Annotated in this window: 16 protein-coding genes; 7 read left to right on the top strand and 9 right to left on the bottom strand. The window is 65.1% G+C overall.

Features of this window, described 5'->3' with window-relative positions; translation table 11 throughout:
- Nucleotides 1-103: 103 nt before the first annotated feature.
- The 4 genes from purC to purQ all read left to right on the top strand — a co-directional run bounded on the left by purC (nt 104) and on the right by purQ (nt 4,988).
- The gene (gene purC, locus MKP08_RS06260) at nt 104-913 is read left to right on the top strand and encodes a phosphoribosylaminoimidazolesuccinocarboxamide synthase (protein WP_215228929.1); all 810 of its coding nucleotides are present in this window, start codon (nt 104-106) and stop codon (nt 911-913) included.
- A 92-nt stretch (nt 914-1,005) separates the two neighbouring features.
- Nucleotides 1,006-3,948, top strand: coding sequence for an insulinase family protein (locus MKP08_RS06255; protein ID WP_241555351.1), 2,943 nt, complete (start codon nt 1,006-1,008; stop codon nt 3,946-3,948).
- 129 nt (nt 3,949-4,077) lie between these two features.
- Nucleotides 4,078-4,320 (top strand): phosphoribosylformylglycinamidine synthase subunit PurS, encoded by a 243-nt coding sequence (gene purS, locus MKP08_RS06250; RefSeq protein WP_215228931.1) that lies wholly within the window; start codon nt 4,078-4,080, stop codon nt 4,318-4,320.
- Nucleotides 4,317-4,988 (top strand): phosphoribosylformylglycinamidine synthase subunit PurQ, encoded by a 672-nt coding sequence (purQ, locus tag MKP08_RS06245; RefSeq protein WP_241555350.1) that lies wholly within the window; start codon nt 4,317-4,319, stop codon nt 4,986-4,988. Before purS ends, purQ begins: the two co-directional genes overlap by 4 nt.
- 21 nt (nt 4,989-5,009) lie before the next feature.
- On the opposite strand, the gene MKP08_RS06240 is transcribed toward purQ, so the two are convergent.
- The 3 genes from MKP08_RS06240 to MKP08_RS06230 form a co-directional block, all read right to left on the bottom strand.
- Entirely contained in the window at nt 5,010-7,316 is a 2,307-nt protein-coding gene (locus MKP08_RS06240) for a bifunctional diguanylate cyclase/phosphodiesterase (RefSeq protein ID WP_241555349.1), read from the bottom strand.
- 142 nt (nt 7,317-7,458) lie between these two features.
- Nucleotides 7,459-9,282, bottom strand: a complete 1,824-nt coding sequence (gene glmS / locus MKP08_RS06235) for a glutamine--fructose-6-phosphate transaminase (isomerizing) (protein WP_241555348.1) — start codon at nt 9,280-9,282, stop codon at nt 7,459-7,461.
- Nucleotides 9,283-9,332: 50 nt separating this feature from the next.
- Nucleotides 9,333-10,250: a DMT family transporter gene (locus MKP08_RS06230; RefSeq protein ID WP_241555347.1), complete on the bottom strand. Its 918-nt coding sequence runs from the start codon at nt 10,248-10,250 to the stop codon at nt 9,333-9,335.
- A 199-nt stretch (nt 10,251-10,449) separates the two neighbouring features.
- Between MKP08_RS06230 and MKP08_RS06225 the strand changes: the two genes are divergently transcribed.
- Entirely contained in the window at nt 10,450-11,994 is a 1,545-nt protein-coding gene (locus MKP08_RS06225; protein WP_241555346.1) for a CpaF family protein, read from the top strand.
- Between the two features lie 16 nt (nt 11,995-12,010).
- Here MKP08_RS06225 and MKP08_RS06220 read toward each other — a convergent pair whose 3' ends face one another.
- On the bottom strand, nt 12,011-12,241 hold the full coding sequence (locus MKP08_RS06220) for a hypothetical protein (protein ID WP_241555345.1): 231 nt from the start codon (nt 12,239-12,241) through the stop codon (nt 12,011-12,013).
- A 127-nt stretch (nt 12,242-12,368) separates the two neighbouring features.
- Here MKP08_RS06220 and MKP08_RS06215 point away from each other — a divergent pair, with 127 nt between their 5' ends.
- Both MKP08_RS06215 and MKP08_RS06210 read left to right on the top strand, forming a co-directional pair.
- Nucleotides 12,369-13,268, top strand: coding sequence for a DMT family transporter (locus MKP08_RS06215; protein ID WP_241555344.1), 900 nt, complete (start codon nt 12,369-12,371; stop codon nt 13,266-13,268).
- An 82-nt stretch (nt 13,269-13,350) separates the two neighbouring features.
- A complete protein-coding gene (locus MKP08_RS06210; protein WP_371819706.1) occupies nt 13,351-13,464 on the top strand; it encodes an entericidin A/B family lipoprotein in 114 nt (37 codons plus the stop codon).
- 121 nt (nt 13,465-13,585) lie between these two features.
- Here the strand turns inward: MKP08_RS06210 and MKP08_RS06205 are convergent, their stop codons facing one another.
- From MKP08_RS06205 to MKP08_RS06185, 5 genes are all read right to left on the bottom strand, one after another.
- Nucleotides 13,586-14,767 carry a deoxyguanosinetriphosphate triphosphohydrolase gene (locus tag MKP08_RS06205; RefSeq protein ID WP_241555343.1) on the bottom strand — a complete coding sequence of 394 codons (1,182 nt, stop codon included), beginning with the start codon at nt 14,765-14,767 and terminating at the stop codon, nt 13,586-13,588.
- Nucleotides 14,760-15,455, bottom strand: coding sequence for an aspartate/glutamate racemase family protein (locus MKP08_RS06200; RefSeq protein WP_241555342.1), 696 nt, complete (start codon nt 15,453-15,455; stop codon nt 14,760-14,762). Before MKP08_RS06200 ends, MKP08_RS06205 begins: the two co-directional genes overlap by 8 nt.
- 112 nt (nt 15,456-15,567) lie before the next feature.
- Nucleotides 15,568-15,903: a hypothetical protein gene (locus MKP08_RS06195; RefSeq protein ID WP_241555341.1), complete on the bottom strand. Its 336-nt coding sequence runs from the start codon at nt 15,901-15,903 to the stop codon at nt 15,568-15,570.
- On the bottom strand, nt 15,903-17,411 hold the full coding sequence (locus tag MKP08_RS06190) for an NAD(P)(+) transhydrogenase (Re/Si-specific) subunit beta (protein ID WP_241555340.1): 1,509 nt from the start codon (nt 17,409-17,411) through the stop codon (nt 15,903-15,905). The genes MKP08_RS06195 and MKP08_RS06190 overlap by 1 nt, the downstream gene beginning before the upstream one ends.
- Nucleotides 17,411-17,695, bottom strand: coding sequence for an NAD(P) transhydrogenase subunit alpha (locus tag MKP08_RS06185; protein WP_215228950.1), 285 nt, complete (start codon nt 17,693-17,695; stop codon nt 17,411-17,413). The genes MKP08_RS06190 and MKP08_RS06185 overlap by 1 nt, the downstream gene beginning before the upstream one ends.
- Nucleotides 17,696-17,701 lie beyond the last annotated feature (6 nt).

Below are 17,701 nucleotides of genomic sequence, written 5' to 3'. Positions count from 1 at the left end.
GGCGGATTGCCCCCGTGGATGGTGTGATCTATAGGGTCCGCCCTCGCTTCCCCGGTGCTACGCCCGGGCCTTCTCCCTTGTCCTGAATCCCGAGGAACAGCCTATGTCGCGCCGCCGCCAGATCTACGAAGGCAAGGCCAAGATCCTCTACGAAGGTCCCGAGCCGGGCACGCTGATTCAGTATTTCAAGGATGATGCGACCGCCAATAACGCGGAAAAGCGCGGCACGATCAACGGCAAGGGCGTGATCAACAACCGTATCAGCGAGCATGTCTTCACCCGCCTCGCCCATATCGGCATCCCCACCCACTTCATCCGCCGACTCAACATGCGCGAGCAGCTGATCCGGCAGGTGGAGATCATCCCGCTGGAGGTCGTCGTGCGCAACGTCGCGGCGGGCAGCATCAGCAAGCGGCTGGGCATTCCCGAAGGCGATCCGCTGCCCCACACGCTGATCGAATACTATTTTAAAGACGATGCGCTGGGCGACCCGATGGTGTCGGAAGAGCACATCGCCTGCTTCAACTGGGCGGGGCACGAGGAAATCCAGGACATCGCCAGCATGGCGATCCGCATCAACGACTTCATGTGCGGCATGTTCGCCGCGATCGACATCCGGCTGGTGGACTTCAAGCTGGAGTTCGGGCGGCTGTGGGACGGCGATTATGCGCGCGTGATCCTGGCCGACGAGATCAGCCCGGACGGCTGCCGGCTGTGGGACATGAAGACGGGCGAAAAGCTCGATAAGGATCGCTTCCGCCGCGACATGGGCGGCGAGGAAGAAGCGTACCAGGAAGTCGCCCGCCGCCTCGGCCTGTTGCAGGCAGAGGGCGACGGCCCCGGCGAAGTGCTCGACATGAGCGCCCATCGCGGCCGGCTGCGCGGTGGCGGCAAGCCCAAGCCAAAAGGTTGAGCCGGGTCGATCGACGCGGGCCTTTACAAGCATTGAGCAAGGGGTAGGGTCCGTCTCGTCGCAGAAACACTCCGTAAATCAGAGGAATTCACGTGAGCCTTACCTCTCTTCGCCGTCGTTCGGCCATCGCCATCCTGCCGCTGTTCGCACTGACGACCACCGCCTACGCCGCGGTCGACAATGGCGCGGCAGTTGCCGAGAAGGCCGTCCCGGCACAGGCGCAGCGGGCTCCGGCGCCCGCGCCCGCCCCGGCGACGAGCCAGCAGACGGTCACCGGCGAGACGCCGTGGAACTTCCCGATCTACGACATCCCGATCGATCAGCACGTCATCTACGGCACTCTCGACAACGGGATGAAATACGCCATCCTGCATAACGAGACGCCGAAGAACACGGTCGCCCTGCGGATGCGCTTCGGCTTCGGCTCCATCGCCGAATCGGACGAGGAACAGGGCCTCGCCCACTTCATCGAACACATGGCCTTCAACGGTTCGAAGAACGTGCCCGAAGGCGAGATGATCAAGCTGCTGGAGCGCAAGGGCCTGGCCTTCGGTGCCGACACCAACGCCTCCACCGGCTTCGATGCCACCATGTACAAGCTCGACCTGCCACAGAACAACGCCGATCTGCTCGACACCGGGCTGATGCTGTTCCGCGAGACCGCGTCGAACCTCACCATCGCCCCCGAAGCGGTCGACCGCGAGCGCGGCGTGGTGCTGTCGGAAATGCGCACGCGCGACAGCTTCGGCCTGCGGCAGGCGAAGCGGAACCTTCAGTTCGAACTTCCCGGGGCGCCGTTCGGCACGCGCCTGCCGATCGGCACGGCGGACGTGCTGAAAAACGCGACCGCTGCCGAAATCCGCTCGCTCTACGAGCGGTATTACCAGCCGGAGAACGCCGTCCTGGTCGTGGTCGGCGACATCGATCCCAAGATGGTCGAACCGGAGATTCGCAAGTATTTCGCCGACTGGAAACCGGAAGTCGCTGCAGGTGCCCCGCTCGACCGCGGCTCGGTCGATACGAACCGCAAGACCGAAGCCGACATCTTTGTCGATCCGGCAGTGCCCTATGCGGTCTCGATCGACCGGATCAGCGACTATACCTTTCGCCCGACCAGCGTTGCCGCGCTGCGCCAGCAACTGCTCGAAAATCTTGGCGCGAGCATCGTTTCGCGCCGGATCCAGAAGATTGCGCAGCAACCCGATGCGACGATCGTCGGGGGCGGTGCCGGGATTAGCTCCATCCTGCAGGGCGCCGACACCGCTTCCATCAGCCTCACCGCAAAGGAAGGCCAATGGGAAGATGCGCTGCGCATCGGCGAACAGGAGCTGCGCCGGGCGAAGGAATACGGCTTTACCCAGGCCGAACTGAACGAACAGCTGGCGAATACTGAAACGAGCTTCCGCCAAGCGGCGGAGCAGCAGGGCACGCGGAGAAGCGCCGGACTGGCCGAATCGATCGCCAACACGGTCGGCGAGGACGATCTGTTCGTGACGCCAGCAGCGTTCCTGGCCGCGTTCGAGCAGATCAAGCCGACACTGACGGTCGATGCGGTGAATGCCGCCTTCGCCAGCGCCTATGCGAGCGACAATCCGCTGATCTTTGTGAGCAGCAAGGAACCGGTCGAAGGCGGCACAGACCACGTCCTGTCGGTCTATCGCGAGGCGCAGGGCACGCCCGTGAGTGCCCCCGAGGACAAGGCGGTGTCCGAATTCGGCTACACCGATTTCGGCACGCCGGGGAAGATCGCGAGCGACAGCACGATCCAGGATCTGGGCATCCGCACGATCCGGTTCGGCAACAACGTGATGCTGAACCTCAAGCAGACCGATTTCGAAGACGGGCGCCTGCGCTTCACGGTCAATATCGGTCGCGGCGTCCTGTCACTCCCCGCCGACGAACCCGGCCTGCCCATCTACATGGGCGCGATGTATGCGCAGGGCGGCCTGGGCAAGCACAGCTATGACGAGTTGCAAACCATTTTGGCGGGCAAGGACGTTTCGGCCGGCATCAGCCCGTCGCTCGACGCCTTCCAGATCAGCGGCAGCACGAAGATGGCGGATTTCGAGCGCCAGATGGAACTGAGCACGGCCTACCTGACCGATCCCGGCTATCGGCCGGAAATGGAGGCGCGCTGGCAGGGTATCGTGCCCCTGTTCGAGGCCCAGCTGAAATCCACCCCGCAGCAGGTCGCGGCGGCCAATGTCGATCGCATCCTCGCCGACGGCGACCAGCGTTTCGGCATCCCCGATCAGGCGACTTTGCTCAGCCGCAATACGCAGGAACTGAAATCGGCGCTCTCGAAAATTCTTCCCGACGCTCCGATCGAAATCTCGGTGGTCGGCGATTTCGATCCTCAGCAGGTCATCGCCGACGTCGCCGAGACATTCGGCGCGCTGCCCCAGCGGAAGGCCAGCTTCACTCCCACATCGTCCTACCCCGGCGTCAGCTTCCCGGCCGACAAGAGCGAGGTGACGCTCTATCACGAGGGCACACCCGATCAGGGCCTCGCCATCGTCGACTGGCCGACCACGGACGACGCGGATGCGCAGCAGGAAGCGGTGCTGAACATGCTGGCGCAGGTCATGCAGCTCGAGCTAACGGAGGAAATCCGCGAGAAGCTGGGCGCGAGCTATTCGCCGAATGCCTTCTCGACGATGTCCGACACCTTCAAGGGCTACGGCTATCTCGGTGTGCAGATCGTCATCGCGCCGGACACGCGCGACGAGGTCTACAAGGCGGTAGATACGATCACGAAGTCCCTGCGCGACGCGCCAATCGACGCCGATACGCTGCAGCGGGCCCGTGCGCCCGTGATGGAGCAGATCGACAAGTCCCTGCGCGAGAACGGTTACTGGCTCGGCGTGGCTTCGCATGCGCAGAGCGAAGCCGCGCGGCTGGAGCGTTATCGCACGCGCAAGGAACGCTATGCCAGCGTCACCGCGGCGGACATCCAGGCAGCCGCGAAGAAGTACCTCCAGCAGGGTTCCGAGAAGCGCATTTCGGTGATCCACGAAAGCCTGCGAGGCGAATAAGGGCCGGGTTCGCTCCCGTATCCAGGGTATATGGCGGGGTGGTGCCGATGGACGGCGCCGCCCCGCCGCTCTATGAGGGCCACGATATTCTCGCGGCGCTCGCCGCCGTCCCAGCAGGAGTCCCGCCCAGTGAAAGTTCGCGTCTTCGTCAGCCTGAAACCCGGCGTGCTCGACCCGCAGGGCCGCGCGGTCCATCACGCGCTGGAGGGGCTGGGATATGACGGCGTGGAAAATGTACGCATTGGCCGCACGGTAGAGCTCGAAGTGGCCGAGGGCACCGACCGCGCGACCATCGCGGAGATGTGCGAGCGGTTGCTCGCCAATACCGTGATCGAGAACTACGAAATCGCTTTCGACGAGGGTCGCCGATGAAAGCCGCCGTCGTCACCTTCCCCGGTTCCAATTGCGACCGGGATATGGCGGTCGCGCTGGAGCAGGTGATGGGCCGCGCTCCGGTCCGGATCTGGCACGGCGAAGCGCAATTGCCCGACGGGCTCGACCTGATCGCCCTGCCGGGGGGATTTTCCTACGGCGACTATCTGCGCTCGGGCGCCATGGCGGCGAACACCCCGATCATGCGCGCGGTAATCGAGCAGGCGAACCGCGGCGTTCCGGTATTGGGCATCTGCAACGGCTTCCAAGTCCTGACCGAAGCCGGTCTGCTGCCCGGCGCGCTGATGCGCAATGCCGGCCAGACCTTCATCTGCCGTACCGTCCGCCTGCGGGTGGAAAACGCCCGCACGATGTTCTCCGCAGGTTATGCCGAAGGAGGCGAAATCCGCATCCCGGTGGCCCACCACGACGGCAATTACTTTGCCGATGACGAGACGCTCGACCGGCTGGAGGGAGAGGATCGGGTGGTGTTCCGCTATCTCGATGCCACCAATGGCTCGCGTCGCGACATCGCGGGAATCGTGAACGGGGCGGGCAACGTGCTGGGCATGATGCCCCATCCCGAACGCGCGATCGACCCGGCGCATGGGGGAACGGACGGGCGCGCGCTGTTCGAGGCGGCGCTTTCCAACTCAGTCAACGCCTGAATCGTTCGGGAAGCGGCGCAGCTACGCGGGTTCGCGATCGCGCGTCCGGAACAGGGAATCCGTGTCGCTGACGTTCATCGGTCGCCCGAAGAGGTAACCTTGCATCTTAGTGCAGCCGAGGTCGCGGATCAGATCCGCCTCCTCCGCCTGCTCGACTCCTTCGGCGGTGGTCGCCATGTCAAGGAATTCCGCCATGGCCACCACCGCACGGATGATGGCCAGGCTTTCGATGTTGCCTTGCGCGGCACCGTTCACGAAGCTGCGATCGATCTTGATGTTCGAGAAATGCAGCTTGCGCAGATAGCCCAGCGACGAATAGCCGGTGCCGAAATCGTCGAGCGCTACCTTGCAACCCAGCGCGATCACTTCCTCCATCGCCCGGCGGGCACGGTCGGCGTCGTTCAGGAAGACGCTTTCGGTTACTTCGATCTCCAGTCGGCTCGGGTCCAGGCCGCTGGCGGATAGCGCGCGCACGACATCGGCCGAAAAATCCGGATCGAGCAATTGCTCGGCCGATACGTTCACGCTGAGCCGAACATGCGTGGGCCAGCGGGTCGCGTCACGGCAGGCACGCTCCATCACCCAGCGGCCGATCGGCACGATCAGCCGCGTCTCTTCCGCCAGGCGGATGAAGCGATCCGGGGGAATGGGGCTGCCGCGTTCGGGATGCCAGCGGATCAGCGCCTCGAAGCTAATCAGCGTTTCGCTGCGGGCATCGACGATCGGCTGATACTGGAGGTGGAACTCGCCCCGCTGAAGCGCCGCGCGAAGCGCAGTCTCCAGTTGGCGGCGTTCCTCCGCCACGGCGAACAGTGTCGGTTCGTAGCACCGGTAGACGCCGCCCCTCTCATCCTTCGCCCGATAGAGGGCGAGGTCGGCATTGCGCAGCAGCATCTCGACCGTCGTGCCGTCCGCCGGGCCGGTTGCGGAGCCGATACTGGCCCCAATATGTAGCGTATGCTCGTCGACCGAATACGGCTCCGACAGCAGTTCGATCAGCCATTCCCCGCGTTCGGCGAGAAGGCGCGGATTGGCGTCGCGCACGACCACGGCGAACTCGTCCCCACCCAGCCGCCCGCAGAACGTGTTGTCGTCCATCGCATCGTTCAGTCGCTTGGCAACCTGCGCCAGCAACGTATCGCCGACGAGATGGCCCAGCGAATCGTTCACCGCCTTGAAGCGATCGAGATCAATCATCATCAGAGCGCATTGCGTCCGCCACTTTTCCGCGAACCGCAGCGCTTCGGCCAGCGCCTCGGTCAGCATCATCCGGTTGGGGAGACCGGACAGCGTATCGTAGCGGGCGAGATAGGCGATCTTCTCGTTCGATTCGTGCTGTTCGGTGACATCCGATCCGACGCCCCTGAAACCGGCAAAATTTCCCTGCTCGTCATAGGCGGGCATGCCCGAGAGTTCCCACCACTTCACGTTCCCGTCGAGCACCACGCGGACCGCCAGACTCGAAAAGGATTCGCGCCGGGTGAATTTTTCGGCGAGTTGCCGGTGCACGGGCAGCGCCTCCTGGTTCTGCCAGTCGTCGCCCAGGATCAGCCGGAGGAAGGGTTCCCCCTCGATATCGACGGGGCTGGCCCGCAACGCGCCTGCGAAGCGCATGCTCGGATCGCAGACCCGGCGCGCGGTGTCGATTTGCCACAGCCAGTCCGCCTCGCTTTCCTCGAACTCTCCCAGCAGCATGGAGACGACCTCGTCCTTCTCGGCCCGGTCGGCCTCCGCATCGCGCACGCGCAGGAAATTCTCTCCCCGCAGCACTACGTTGATACCCAGTGTCACAGTCAGAACCGCGATCGCTCCGGCGGGCACCGGAGCCCCGTCCAGCAGCATGGCCGTAACGCTCGCTCCGCCCACTATCGCCAGGAACAGCACCGCCGCGAGTGGGACGACCGCCATCAGGGCGGCGGAGGTCGCCATCACGGCGACCAGCAGCGGGCCCGCCATCAGCAATTCGGTTTGCGTGCCCCACACCGCCAGCGCGAGCGCGAAGACGCCCCAGGCAAGCCCGATCGGTGCCGAGCCGATCGCCCGGATAAAGGCGCGGTGGCGGCTGACCCGTTCGATCCGCTGCACCCGCATGGTCCGGCTGGTAACGATGTAGCGCGCAAGCCCGACCGCCAGGAGCGAAAGCCAGCCGACCGTCGCCCACACGGGCAGCGCGGTGTGGGAAATGACGAAGGCTGCCCCGGCCGCGATGACCTGGCCCAGCATTCCCATTCGCCAGTATCGGGCGGCATGTGCATGCTGCAAGGCACGCAGGCGCGACCAGTCCAGCCCGCCGCGATCGCTCAGGCCGAGCAGGGCCGACAACCTCAACGGCGAATCGGGCCGAAGATGCCGGTGCGCAGGCGAGGAGATGTCCTTCACTGGTGGCGCAATAAACGCGAATGGTTAGTCGCCCGTTAAGAGCTGTCTTCGCACGGCAATTGTCGTCGCGGAACGGTTTCCCCCGATGGCCCTATTCGACGGTCACCGACTTCGCGAGGTTGCGGGGCTGGTCCACGTCGGTGCCCTTCACAACCGCCACGTGATAGGCGAGCAGTTGTACGGGAACGGCATAGACCAGCGGCGCGATCAGCGGGTGCACCCGCGGCATCTCAATCGTCGCGAGGCAGCCTTCGCCGGCTTCGGCGATGCCGTCCGCGTCCGAAATCAGCACCACCTTGCCCCCACGCGCCCGCACTTCCTGCATGTTCGAGACGGTCTTCTCGAACAGCGGGCCCGACGGGGCAATGACGATCACCGGCACCTTGTCGTCGATCAGCGCGATCGGACCGTGCTTCATCTCGCCGCTGGCATAGCCTTCCGCATGGATATAGCTGATTTCCTTCAGCTTCAGCGCCCCTTCCAGGGCCATGGGGAAATCCGACCCGCGCCCGAGATAAAGGACGTCGCGCGCCGGTGCGATCAGCGGCGCCATTTCGGCGATGTCGTCATCGTGATCCAGGGCGCGGTTGAGACCGGCCGGTGCCTCCAGCAAGTGGCGCACGATCTCCTGCTCCTCTTCCCGGTTCATCCGCCCCTTGCGCACTGCGAGATGGGCCGCGAGCGCGGCGAGCACCGCTAGCTGACACGTAAACGCCTTGGTGCTCGCAACGCCAATTTCCGGCCCCGCATGCGTCGGCAGCAGCAAGTCCGCCTCGCGCGCCATGGTGCTGGTCGGCACGTTGACCACCGCCGCGATCGTCTGCCCTTCGGCACGACAATGACGCAACGCGGCCAGCGTGTCCGCCGTTTCCCCACTCTGCGAGATGAAGACGGCGAGCCCGCCTTCCTCCAGCACTGGCTCGCGATAACGGAACTCGCTCGCCACATCGATGTCGACAGGCACCCTGGCGAATTGCTCGATCCAGTATTTGGCGACCAGTCCGGCGTAATAGGACGTTCCGCAGGCGACGATGGTAATGCGGCGGATGGCGGAGAGGTCGAAGTCGATCTGCGGCAGCGCCACGCTGGCATCGGCTTGCCGGACGTAGCTCGACAGGGTCTGCGCCACCACGGTCGGCTGCTCGAAGATCTCCTTCTGCATGTAGTGGCGGTAATTGCCCTTCTCGACCGCCGCGGCGCTGGCACCCGAGGCGACTATCTCACGCTCCACCAGTTCGTTGTTCTGGTCGTAGATCTGCGCCCCCTCGCGCGTAATCACGACCCAGTCGCCTTCCTCCAGATAGGAGATGCGCTGCGTCAGCGGGGCGAGCGCCAGCGCATCGGAACCGAGGAACATCTCCCCCTCGCCATAGCCAACCACCAGTGGAGAGCCGAGCCGCGCGCCGATCAGCATGTCGGAATGCTGGCGGAACAGCATCGCGAGCGCGAAGGCACCGCGCAGGCGTGGCAGCACGGTTTCCACCGCCTCGCGCGGGGGCGCCCCGTTTTCGACCTCGCGCGAGATTAGATGGGCGACGACCTCGCTATCGGTTTCGCTTTCCATCGTGCGACCGTCCGCTTGCAATTCCTCGCGCAGCGACCGGAAGTTCTCGATGATACCATTGTGAACGATCGCCACCTCGCCCGTTGCGTGCGGATGCGCGTTGGCGGCAGTGGGCGCGCCGTGCGTCGCCCAGCGCGTATGGGCAATGCCCAGATCGCCCGGGGCCGGCTCCTGCGCCAGCACGGCAATCAGATTGTCGAGCTTGCCCTGCGCCCGGCGGCGGATCAGTTGTTCGTCGTCCAGGGTGCACAACCCTGCGCTGTCATAGCCGCGATATTCCATCCGGCGCAGCCCGTCGGTCAACCGATTGGCGACGGCGCGCTGGCTGACGATACCTATGATTCCGCACATTTTTCTCGACTCCGCGAGTGGAAAGACGCTCCGCCTCTAGCGAGCGCGTCCTATGAATCAATTGCCATGGCGCGGCGCGCCGCGCGTTGCCTCTGCCGACCGGCGTACCAGAGGTACAGGCCAGCCATGATGATCACCAGCGCGCCGGCATAGGTGACGATATCGGGTCGGTCGCCGAACCACCACCAGCCCAGCGCGCTCGCCACCAGCAACTGCACATAGGTCATCGGCGCGATGGTCGCCGCGCCAGCGCGCATGGTGGCGAGATAGATCAGCCAGTGCGCAGTGCTGGCGGTGAAGGCCACGATGGCGCACCGGGCGATCACGTCCCATTCGGGCCAGCCGAAGCGCAAAGGCTCGAACCCGCTCGCCTGCCCGAGAACCGCGGCGGCGATCAGCACTGGCGCGGCGAAGCCGGCGACGAAGCTCTGCATGGACAGCGCGCTGCCCTGCCCGCTCGACGCGCGATTGGCGATCACCAGCAGCGACATGAAGATGGCCGATCCCAGTGGCAGGAAGGCCGCAACACCGATCGCCGCGACATTCGGGCGCAACACGATCAGCACTCCGGCGAAAGCGATTACGGAAGCGATCACGGTGGAAGGATACACGCGTTCCCCCAGCAACGGGCGGGACAGCAGCGCGGTGATGATGGGGGAAACGAAGACGATCGCGGTCGCCTCGGCCAGCGGCATGACGAACACCGCGGAGAAGAAGCACAGCGTCGCCAGCGCGACGAACAGACCGCGCGCGGCCTGCAGCCACGGCTTGGCCGGGCGGAAGGCGCGTGGTCCCTCGTGAACCAGCAACAGTGCGCTCAGGCCCACGGCGCCGAAAGCGTAGCGCAGCGCGGCCACCGCCAGCGGGGACCATTGCCCGGCCATGGTCTTGATGATCGCGTCGCCGAAAGAAAGGCAGGCGAAGCCCGCCAGCGCAAAGGCGAGCCCCGCGCGGTCGTCGGTCTGCATCGAACCCCCGAGGTAGAGAACCAAATGCCGCCGGTGGGCGTATCAGCCCCGCGAAGCAACCCCTCTTCCGCCAAGACTAGCTGTGCAAACGAGGTTAGGAAAAAGATAAGGTTTCCATCCTATTTACCTTTTTCGCTCGTCGGACGTCATCGTCTTTGCGGGAGATGGTCGGTCGAGCTACGGAAATTGGGATAGGCGAATGAGCGCATTTGGACGAAAGACGGGACCGGGCGGAGCGACAGGTTCGCGGCCTTCCTTCGGTGTCGCCCGCCCCATGAAGGGCGGCGAACGCGCCGATCCGGCCAAGTCCGGCGAAAAGGGGGGGGAGCAGTTTCCGCCCCTGCCCGAGGATGAGGAAGAACAGAGCGAATTCTTCGGCAACGAGGCCGCCCCCGGATCCGGCACCAAGAAGCAGACCGATGCCCTCGCCCGGCTGACCGACCGGGCCAACGCGGTCCACGAGAAGCAGGAAGTCGGCGGCTTCGAAGCGAGCATCCACAAGATCAAGGAGGAGGTGCTGCCACGCCTGCTCGAGCGGGTCGATCCGGAAGCGGCCGCGACCCTGAGCAAGGATGAGCTGTCGGACGAGTTCCGACCGATCATCATGGAGGTGCTGGCCGAGCTCAAGGCCACGCTCAACCGGCGCGAGCAATTCGCGCTCGAAAAGGTCCTGATCGATGAGCTGCTCGGCTTCGGGCCGCTGGAAGAACTGCTGCACGATCCGGACGTGACCGACATCATGGTTAACGGACCGGAACAGACCTACATCGAAAAGAACGGCAAGCTGATCGTCGCCCCGATCCGCTTCCGCGACGAACAGCATCTGTTCCAGATCGCCCAACGCATCGTGAACCAGGTCGGCCGCCGCGTCGACCAGACCACGCCGCTGGCCGATGCTCGGCTGAAGGACGGCAGCCGCGTCAACGTGATCGTGCCGCCGCTATCTCTGCGCGGCACCGCGATCTCGATTCGTAAATTCTCTGAGAAGCCGATCACGCTCGACATGCTGAAGCAATTCGGTTCGATGGACGACAAGATGTGCACCGCGCTGAAGATCGCCGGCGCATGCCGGATGAACGTGGTCATTTCGGGCGGTACCGGTTCGGGTAAGACCACCATGCTCAATGCGCTGTCGAAGATGATCGATCCGGGCGAGCGCGTGCTGACGATCGAGGACGCGGCCGAACTGCGCCTGCAGCAGCCGCACTGGCTGCCGCTGGAAACACGCCCGCCGAACCTGGAGGGCCAGGGCGCGATCACCATCGGCGATCTCGTCAAGAACGCCCTGCGTATGCGGCCCGACCGGATTATCCTGGGCGAGATTCGCGGCGCGGAATGTTTCGACCTTCTCGCCGCCATGAACACGGGCCACGACGGCTCCATGTGCACACTTCACGCGAACTCCCCGCGCGAGTGCCTGGGGCGTATGGAGAACATGATCCTGATGGGCGACATCAAGATCCCGAAGGAGGCCATCAGCCGCCAGATCGCGGAAAGCGTGGACCTGATCGTTCAGGTGAAGCGCCTGCGCGACGGCAGCCGTCGCACGACCAACATCACCGAGGTGATCGGGATGGAAGGCGACGTGATCGTCACGCAGGAACTGTTCAAGTTCGAATATCTGGACGAGACCGACGAGGGCAAGATCATCGGCGAGTTCCGCGCCTCGGGCCTTCGTCCCTACACGCTGGAAAAGGCACGCCAGTTCGGCTTCGACCAGGCCTATCTGGAGGCGTGTCTCTAGCGGCCCGCGCCCCGCGTCAACCCTTCAGCACCGATGGCATCGAGAGGGCGAGCAAGCCGCCGCCGATAACGGCGCAGAGCAGGAACAGGCCGGTCCACGGCACCCAGCCCACTCGGTCGATCCGTGCACGCCGTACCCGGCTTCGCTCCGCGACGAGAGCGACGACGGCGAACAACAGGAAACCGCCGCCCCACAGGGCCATGATTTCCGCGTCGCTGGCGAAGACGAGATCGCGAAGCCATTCCATCGTGCCGCGCGATATGGGCGCGGCTGCTTCCTCTCGCAACGCCCGGTAAGGGGCGCGCAAGATTATCTGCGCCGTATGCCGCGGCCGGGCGTTGCCGCCACTGCGCGCCCACCTTAAGGCCTGTGCGATGGATGGTTCCGTCGCCGCCCCCCGCCCCATTCTGGCGCTGGTCATCCGCTTCTTCGCGGCGGGGTCGCTCGCGACCATGGCGATGCTTGTCAAACTCGCCGGGTCGCGCGGAGTCGCCCTGCCCGAGCTGCTGTTCTGGCGTCAGGCGGTCACACTGGTGGTGCTTGGGAGTGCGATCGCGCTGACTGGGCGCCTTGCGACTCTGCGGACGGAACGCCTGGGTGCTCATGCGCGCCGCGCCTTCCTAGGCGTTACCAGCATGGCGTTCGTGTATGGCGCGGTCCTGCTCCTCCCGCTGGCGGAGGCGACCGTGCTCGGCTTCACCACCCCTCTGTTCGCGGTGCTGATCGCGCTCATCTGGTTCCGGGAGCGGATCGGCATCTATCGCTGGACCGCCGTCGGGCTCGGATTCCTGGGTGTGGGCATCGTGATGCTGCCCGACCTGGGGGGCGGTGTATCGGTAGAGGGGCTGGCGGTGGGCCTGATCGCGGGGGCATTCGTCGCGCTTATCTCGTTCCTGATCCAGGATCTGAACCGATCCGAAAGCCCGTGGTCGATCGTGTTCTGGTTCGTCGCCTTCACCACGCCGGCGCTGGCGCTGTTCCTGCCGTTCGTCGGCGCGGCGCACGATCCGACGACTTGGGGTATCGTCATCGCGATGGGGCTGGCGGGCGCGGTGGCGCAGTTGTTCCTGACCTGGTCGCTGCGCTTCGGTTCCGCCGCGACGATCATCGTGATCGACTACACCTCGCTCGTCTGGGCGGTCTTCTATGGCGAGGCGGTGTTCGGTCGCCTGCCCCCGGCCACACTGTGGCTGGGGGCGCCGCTGATCATCGGAGCCGGGCTCGTCGTCGCCTGGCGCGAGCACCGGCTCGGCCGCCGGAACCGAGCGGGGTGACCGGCGTTCTGGATGGCAATGGCGGAAGGGTGGTAACCCGCCGTGCAACGAAAGGAAGCATAGCATGACACGCAAGATCATGATGGCGATCGGTGTCGCCGCCCTCGGACTCACCGCGACCGCCTGCAATACGGTCAAGGGAATGGGTCGGGACGTCGAATCGGTCGGCCAGGCCGGCGACGACGCCATCAACTGAGCCAACGCGAGCAATTACAAAAACGGCCGGTCGCAGGTAACTGCGCCGGCCGTTGTCTTATCTTCGCTCTGGAAGCGGACCATCGCGATCAGCCTATAGCAGGTTCGCCAATTTCATCCTCTCAGACATTGCTGAGATCATCGGGTATCGCGACATCGAGCTCACGGCATCGGTCGAGCGCGAAGCGATCGGTCATTCCAGCGATGTAATCGGCGATGTGGCGGCTGCGCTGCGGCTCGTCGGCAGGAAGCTTCTCAGCCCATCCCGGACCCAGGAGCGCGGGCGTAGCGCTGTAGGCTTCGAACAGATGTCCGATCACCACCCGCGCCTTGTCCGCCGTCTCCACTTGCTGTGGGTGATGATAAAGCCGAGCATACATGAACGCCTTCAGCCGCCGCTCCGCCGCCCTCATGGCAGGCGAGAACCCCGCGACCTGACCCGCGCGCGCGATCTCGTCGCGCGAACCGAGCCCTGCCGCCGCCTCGCGCGCCTGTTCGATCACGTCGTTGACCATCCAGCCGATCTGGCCGCGCACCAGCTCGCGCAACTGGCGATCGCGAGGCGCGCTCGGGAAACGCCGCTCCACCTCGCGCCATTGGTCGCGCACGAAATCGAGGGTCAGGAGATCGTCCAGTTCGATGAACCCGGCGCGCAGCCCGTCGTCGATGTCGTGATTGTCGTAGGCAATGTCGTCCGCCACCGCGGCGACCTGCGCCTCCAGCGAAGGCCAGGTCGCGAGGTCCAAGGGAAAGGCGCGGTCGAGTTCGGCGAGCGACCAGTGCGGCGCATCGACCGGGCCGTTGTGCTTGGCGAGGCCTTCCAGCACTTCCCAGCTGAGATTGAGGCCATCATGCGTGGGATAGGGGCTCTCGATCCGCATGAGTGTGCGCAGCGTCTGCGCGTTGTGGTCGAATCCCCCGTGCGCCGCGATGGCCAGGTCCAGCGCATCCTCGCCCGCGTGCCCGAAGGGGGGGTGACCGATATCGTGCGCCAGGCTGAGCGCCTCGGTCAGGTCCTCGTCCAGCCCCAGCGCACGCGCGATCACCCGCGCGATCTGCGCCACTTCCAGGCTGTGTGTCAGCCGGGTGCGATAGTGATCGCCATCGGGTGCGACGAAGACCTGCGTCTTGGAGCGCAGGCGGCGGAAGGCGATCGAATGGATGATCCGGTCCCGGTCGCGCTGGAATGCGCTGCGGGGCCCACGGGTTCCGTCGCCCGGCTGTTCGAATTCGCGTCCTTGCGACGCCTCCGGTCGCGCGGCAAGGTGGGCCAGCGGTCCCGCGCTGGGGACGCGATCAGCCATCCATCATCCAGTCGACCGCCGCATTGCAGTGGATGCGCGCGGAATCGTAAATCGGCAGGACATTCGCATCGACGTCGACCACGATCGCCAGCTCGGTGCAGGCGAGCACGATCGCCTTCGCGCCCGCCTGCTCCAGCTGTGTGATCACGGTGCGGTAATAACGTTCCGCATCGCGCGGCGCGCGCCCCTGCATCAGCTGTTCGTAAATGATCCGGTCGCTCTGTTCGGCGAAGCTCATATCGGGCGGCAGCAAATCGATGCCCTGCGCGACCAGGCGCTGGCGATAGAAGCTTTCGGTCATGACGTTACGGGTGCCGATCAGCGCCGCATTCTTCGTCGCGCCGTCCGCTTTCATCTTCGCGCCGACCGCGTCCGCGATGTGCAAGACGGGGATCGAAACGGCATTAGTCAGCCGGTCGTAGAGGCGGTGCATCGAATTGGCGCACAGGATCAGCCCTTGCGCGCCCGCATCCGCCAGCCGTTTCGCCGATTCTTCCAGGATATCGCCCGCGCGGCTCCAGTCGCCTTCGTCGAGAAGGCCCCACAACTGCCGATAGTCGAGGCTCTCGATCAGCAGCGGCGCGGAGGCCATCGGCTCGATCTCGCGGCGAACCCGCTCGTTGATGCGGCGATAATAGGTTTCGGTCGAGATCCAGCTCATCCCGCCGATCATTCCCAGCTTACGCAAGTGATTTCCTCGTTGTTCGGCCAATCCGGTGCGGCGTGCGCCTGCCCTAGCCGCGATTCACCGCCTATGAACAGGGTTGCGTGAGCGCGTTTCCGCAGCCCGATGGGGCGTGTCAGCGCTTCTCGTTCGCTAGACCGGTATAGCACAGCGCGGCGGAGGATGCGGTCACGGTGACGACCTCCCCATCCCCCACGCGCCTGACCCGGTTCACGAAATCGCGCAGCGAGGTCGGCTTGTCGCTTTCGCCTCTGCGCGCCTTCATGCCTTCCAGCTTCTTGAGCTGGTCGATGGTCAGGCGGTCGACCATGCGCTCAGCCATGCAATCGGCGTTGTTCCGCGACAGCCCGGCATCCAGCAGGGCGCTGCGCACGCGGCTTTCCGCGATCCGCTGCGCGCAGCCGCCGGTCAGCAGGGCGATGGCACACAGGGCCAGTGCCACGCGGCGCATCAATCCATCGCCTTCACGATTTCCTCGACCATCTTCTTGGCATCGGCCAGCAGCATCATCGTCTGATCCATGTAGAACACGTCGTTGTCGACCCCGGCATAGCCGACCCCGCCCATCGAACGCTTGATGAAGAACACCTGCTTCGCCGCGCCGACATCGAACACCGGCATACCGTAGATCGGGCTCGACTTGTCGGTCTTCGCCGCCGGGTTCACGACGTCGTTCGCCCCGATCACGAAGGCGACATCGGCCTGCGCGAATTCGGAATTGATGTCCTCCAGCTCGAACACCTCGTCATAGGGCACGTTGGCTTCGGCCAGCAGCACGTTCATGTGCCCCGGCATACGCCCGGCGACGGGATGGATGGCGTATTTCACCTCCACCCCCTTCTCCTTCAGCACGTCGGCCATTTCGCGCAGCGCGTGCTGCGCCTGCGCCACCGCCATACCGTAGCCGGGGATGATGATGACCTTCTCCGCCTGTTCCAGCATGAAGGCGGCATCGGCGGCGCTGCCCTGCTTGTAGGGGCGCTGTTCGCGCGGGGCCCCGTCGCCTGCGCTGGACGTTTCCGCGCCGAAGCCACCCGCGATTACCGACAGGAAGCTGCGGTTCATCGCCCGGCACATGATGTAGCTGAGGATCGCGCCCGAGCTGCCGACCAGCGCGCCGGTGATGATCATCGCGGTGTTGTGCAGCGTGAAGCCCATCGCCGCTGCCGCCCAGCCCGAATAGCTGTTCAGCATCGATACCACGACCGGCATGTCAGCCCCGCCGATCGGTATGATCAGCAGGAAGCCCACGGCGAAGGCGAGTGCGAGCACGACCCAGAAAATCCACCCCTCGCCCGCCGGGGCGACCGGCTGCATCGCATAGAGCGCGGTCAGGACGACGATCGTCGCCAGCGTGCCGAGATTGATGACATGGCGCGCGGGCAGCAGGATCGGCGAGCCGCCCATATTGCCGTTGAGCTTCGCGAAGGCGATGACCGAGCCCGAGAAGGTGATCGCCCCGATCGCCGCGCCGAGGATCATCTCCACCCGGCTGACGGCGAGGATATTGCCGCCCGCATCGAGGATGCCGAACGCGCCGGGATTGAGGAAGGCCGCGCCCGCGACCAGCACCGCGGCGAGGCCGACGAGGCTGTGGAACGCCGCGACCAGCTGCGGCATCGCGGTCATCGCGATCCGCCGCGCGGTGACGAGGCCGATGATCGCGCCGATGGCGATTGCAGCGAGGATTTCACCCATCGAAGCCCAGTCGGGCATGATGTTCACGACGTCCGGCGCAGCCTGTTCATGCGTCCGGGGGAAATGGGTCACCAGCGTGGTCACCACCGCGATCAGCATACCCGCCATGCCGAAGCGGTTGCCGGTGCGGCTGGTGGCGGGACTCGAGAGGCCGCGTAGCGCGAGGATGAAGCACACCCCCGCAACGAGATAGGCGAGGGCGACCCAGGGATTTACCGGGCCATGCTCGGCGACAGGCGCTGCGAGGAGAAGCGTGCCCATCACTTCTTCTCCTTCTTCTTGTACATCGCGAGCATCCGCTCGGTCACCGCGAAGCCGCCGAAGATGTTGACGCTGGCGAGCACGATCGCGGCCAGGCCGAGCCATTTGGCACCCGGCACGTCCGCCGCCGCGGCGGCGATCAGCGCGCCGACGATGATGACGCTTGAAATCGCGTTGGTCACCGCCATCAGCGGCGTGTGAAGGGCGGGCGTGACCGACCAGACGACGTAATAGCCCACGAAGCAGGCAAGCACGAAGATCGACAGGATCGAAATGAAGTCCACTCTTGG

Origin of the sequence: Erythrobacter sp. LQ02-29, assembly GCF_022576075.2 — a bacterium.
Classification (GTDB): Bacteria; Pseudomonadota; Alphaproteobacteria; order Sphingomonadales; family Sphingomonadaceae; genus Alteriqipengyuania.
The sequence above is the reverse complement of the archived record's forward strand: the minus strand, read 5'-3'. Positions and strand labels throughout refer to the sequence as shown.

Bases quoted from the DNA above. Each gene is read 5' to 3' on its own strand.
- purC (WP_215228929.1), top strand. From the start codon at position 104: ATGTCGCGCCGCCGCCAGATCTACGAAGGCAAGGCCAAGATCCTCTAC.
- purQ (WP_241555350.1), top strand. From the start codon at position 4,317: ATGAAAGCCGCCGTCGTCACCTTCCCCGGTTCCAATTGCGACCGGGAT.
- glmS (WP_241555348.1), bottom strand. From the start codon at position 9,282: ATGTGCGGAATCATAGGTATCGTCAGCCAGCGCGCCGTCGCCAATCGG.
- MKP08_RS06230 (WP_241555347.1), bottom strand. From the start codon at position 10,250: ATGCAGACCGACGACCGCGCGGGGCTCGCCTTTGCGCTGGCGGGCTTC.
- MKP08_RS06225 (WP_241555346.1), top strand. From the start codon at position 10,450: ATGAGCGCATTTGGACGAAAGACGGGACCGGGCGGAGCGACAGGTTCG.
- MKP08_RS06220 (WP_241555345.1), bottom strand. From the start codon at position 12,241: ATGGAATGGCTTCGCGATCTCGTCTTCGCCAGCGACGCGGAAATCATG.
- MKP08_RS06215 (WP_241555344.1), top strand. From the start codon at position 12,369: ATGGATGGTTCCGTCGCCGCCCCCCGCCCCATTCTGGCGCTGGTCATC.
- MKP08_RS06210 (WP_371819706.1), top strand. From the start codon at position 13,351: ATGGCGATCGGTGTCGCCGCCCTCGGACTCACCGCGACCGCCTGCAAT.
- MKP08_RS06205 (WP_241555343.1), bottom strand. From the start codon at position 14,767: ATGGCTGATCGCGTCCCCAGCGCGGGACCGCTGGCCCACCTTGCCGCG.
- MKP08_RS06195 (WP_241555341.1), bottom strand. From the start codon at position 15,903: ATGCGCCGCGTGGCACTGGCCCTGTGTGCCATCGCCCTGCTGACCGGC.
- MKP08_RS06190 (WP_241555340.1), bottom strand. From the start codon at position 17,411: ATGGGCACGCTTCTCCTCGCAGCGCCTGTCGCCGAGCATGGCCCGGTA.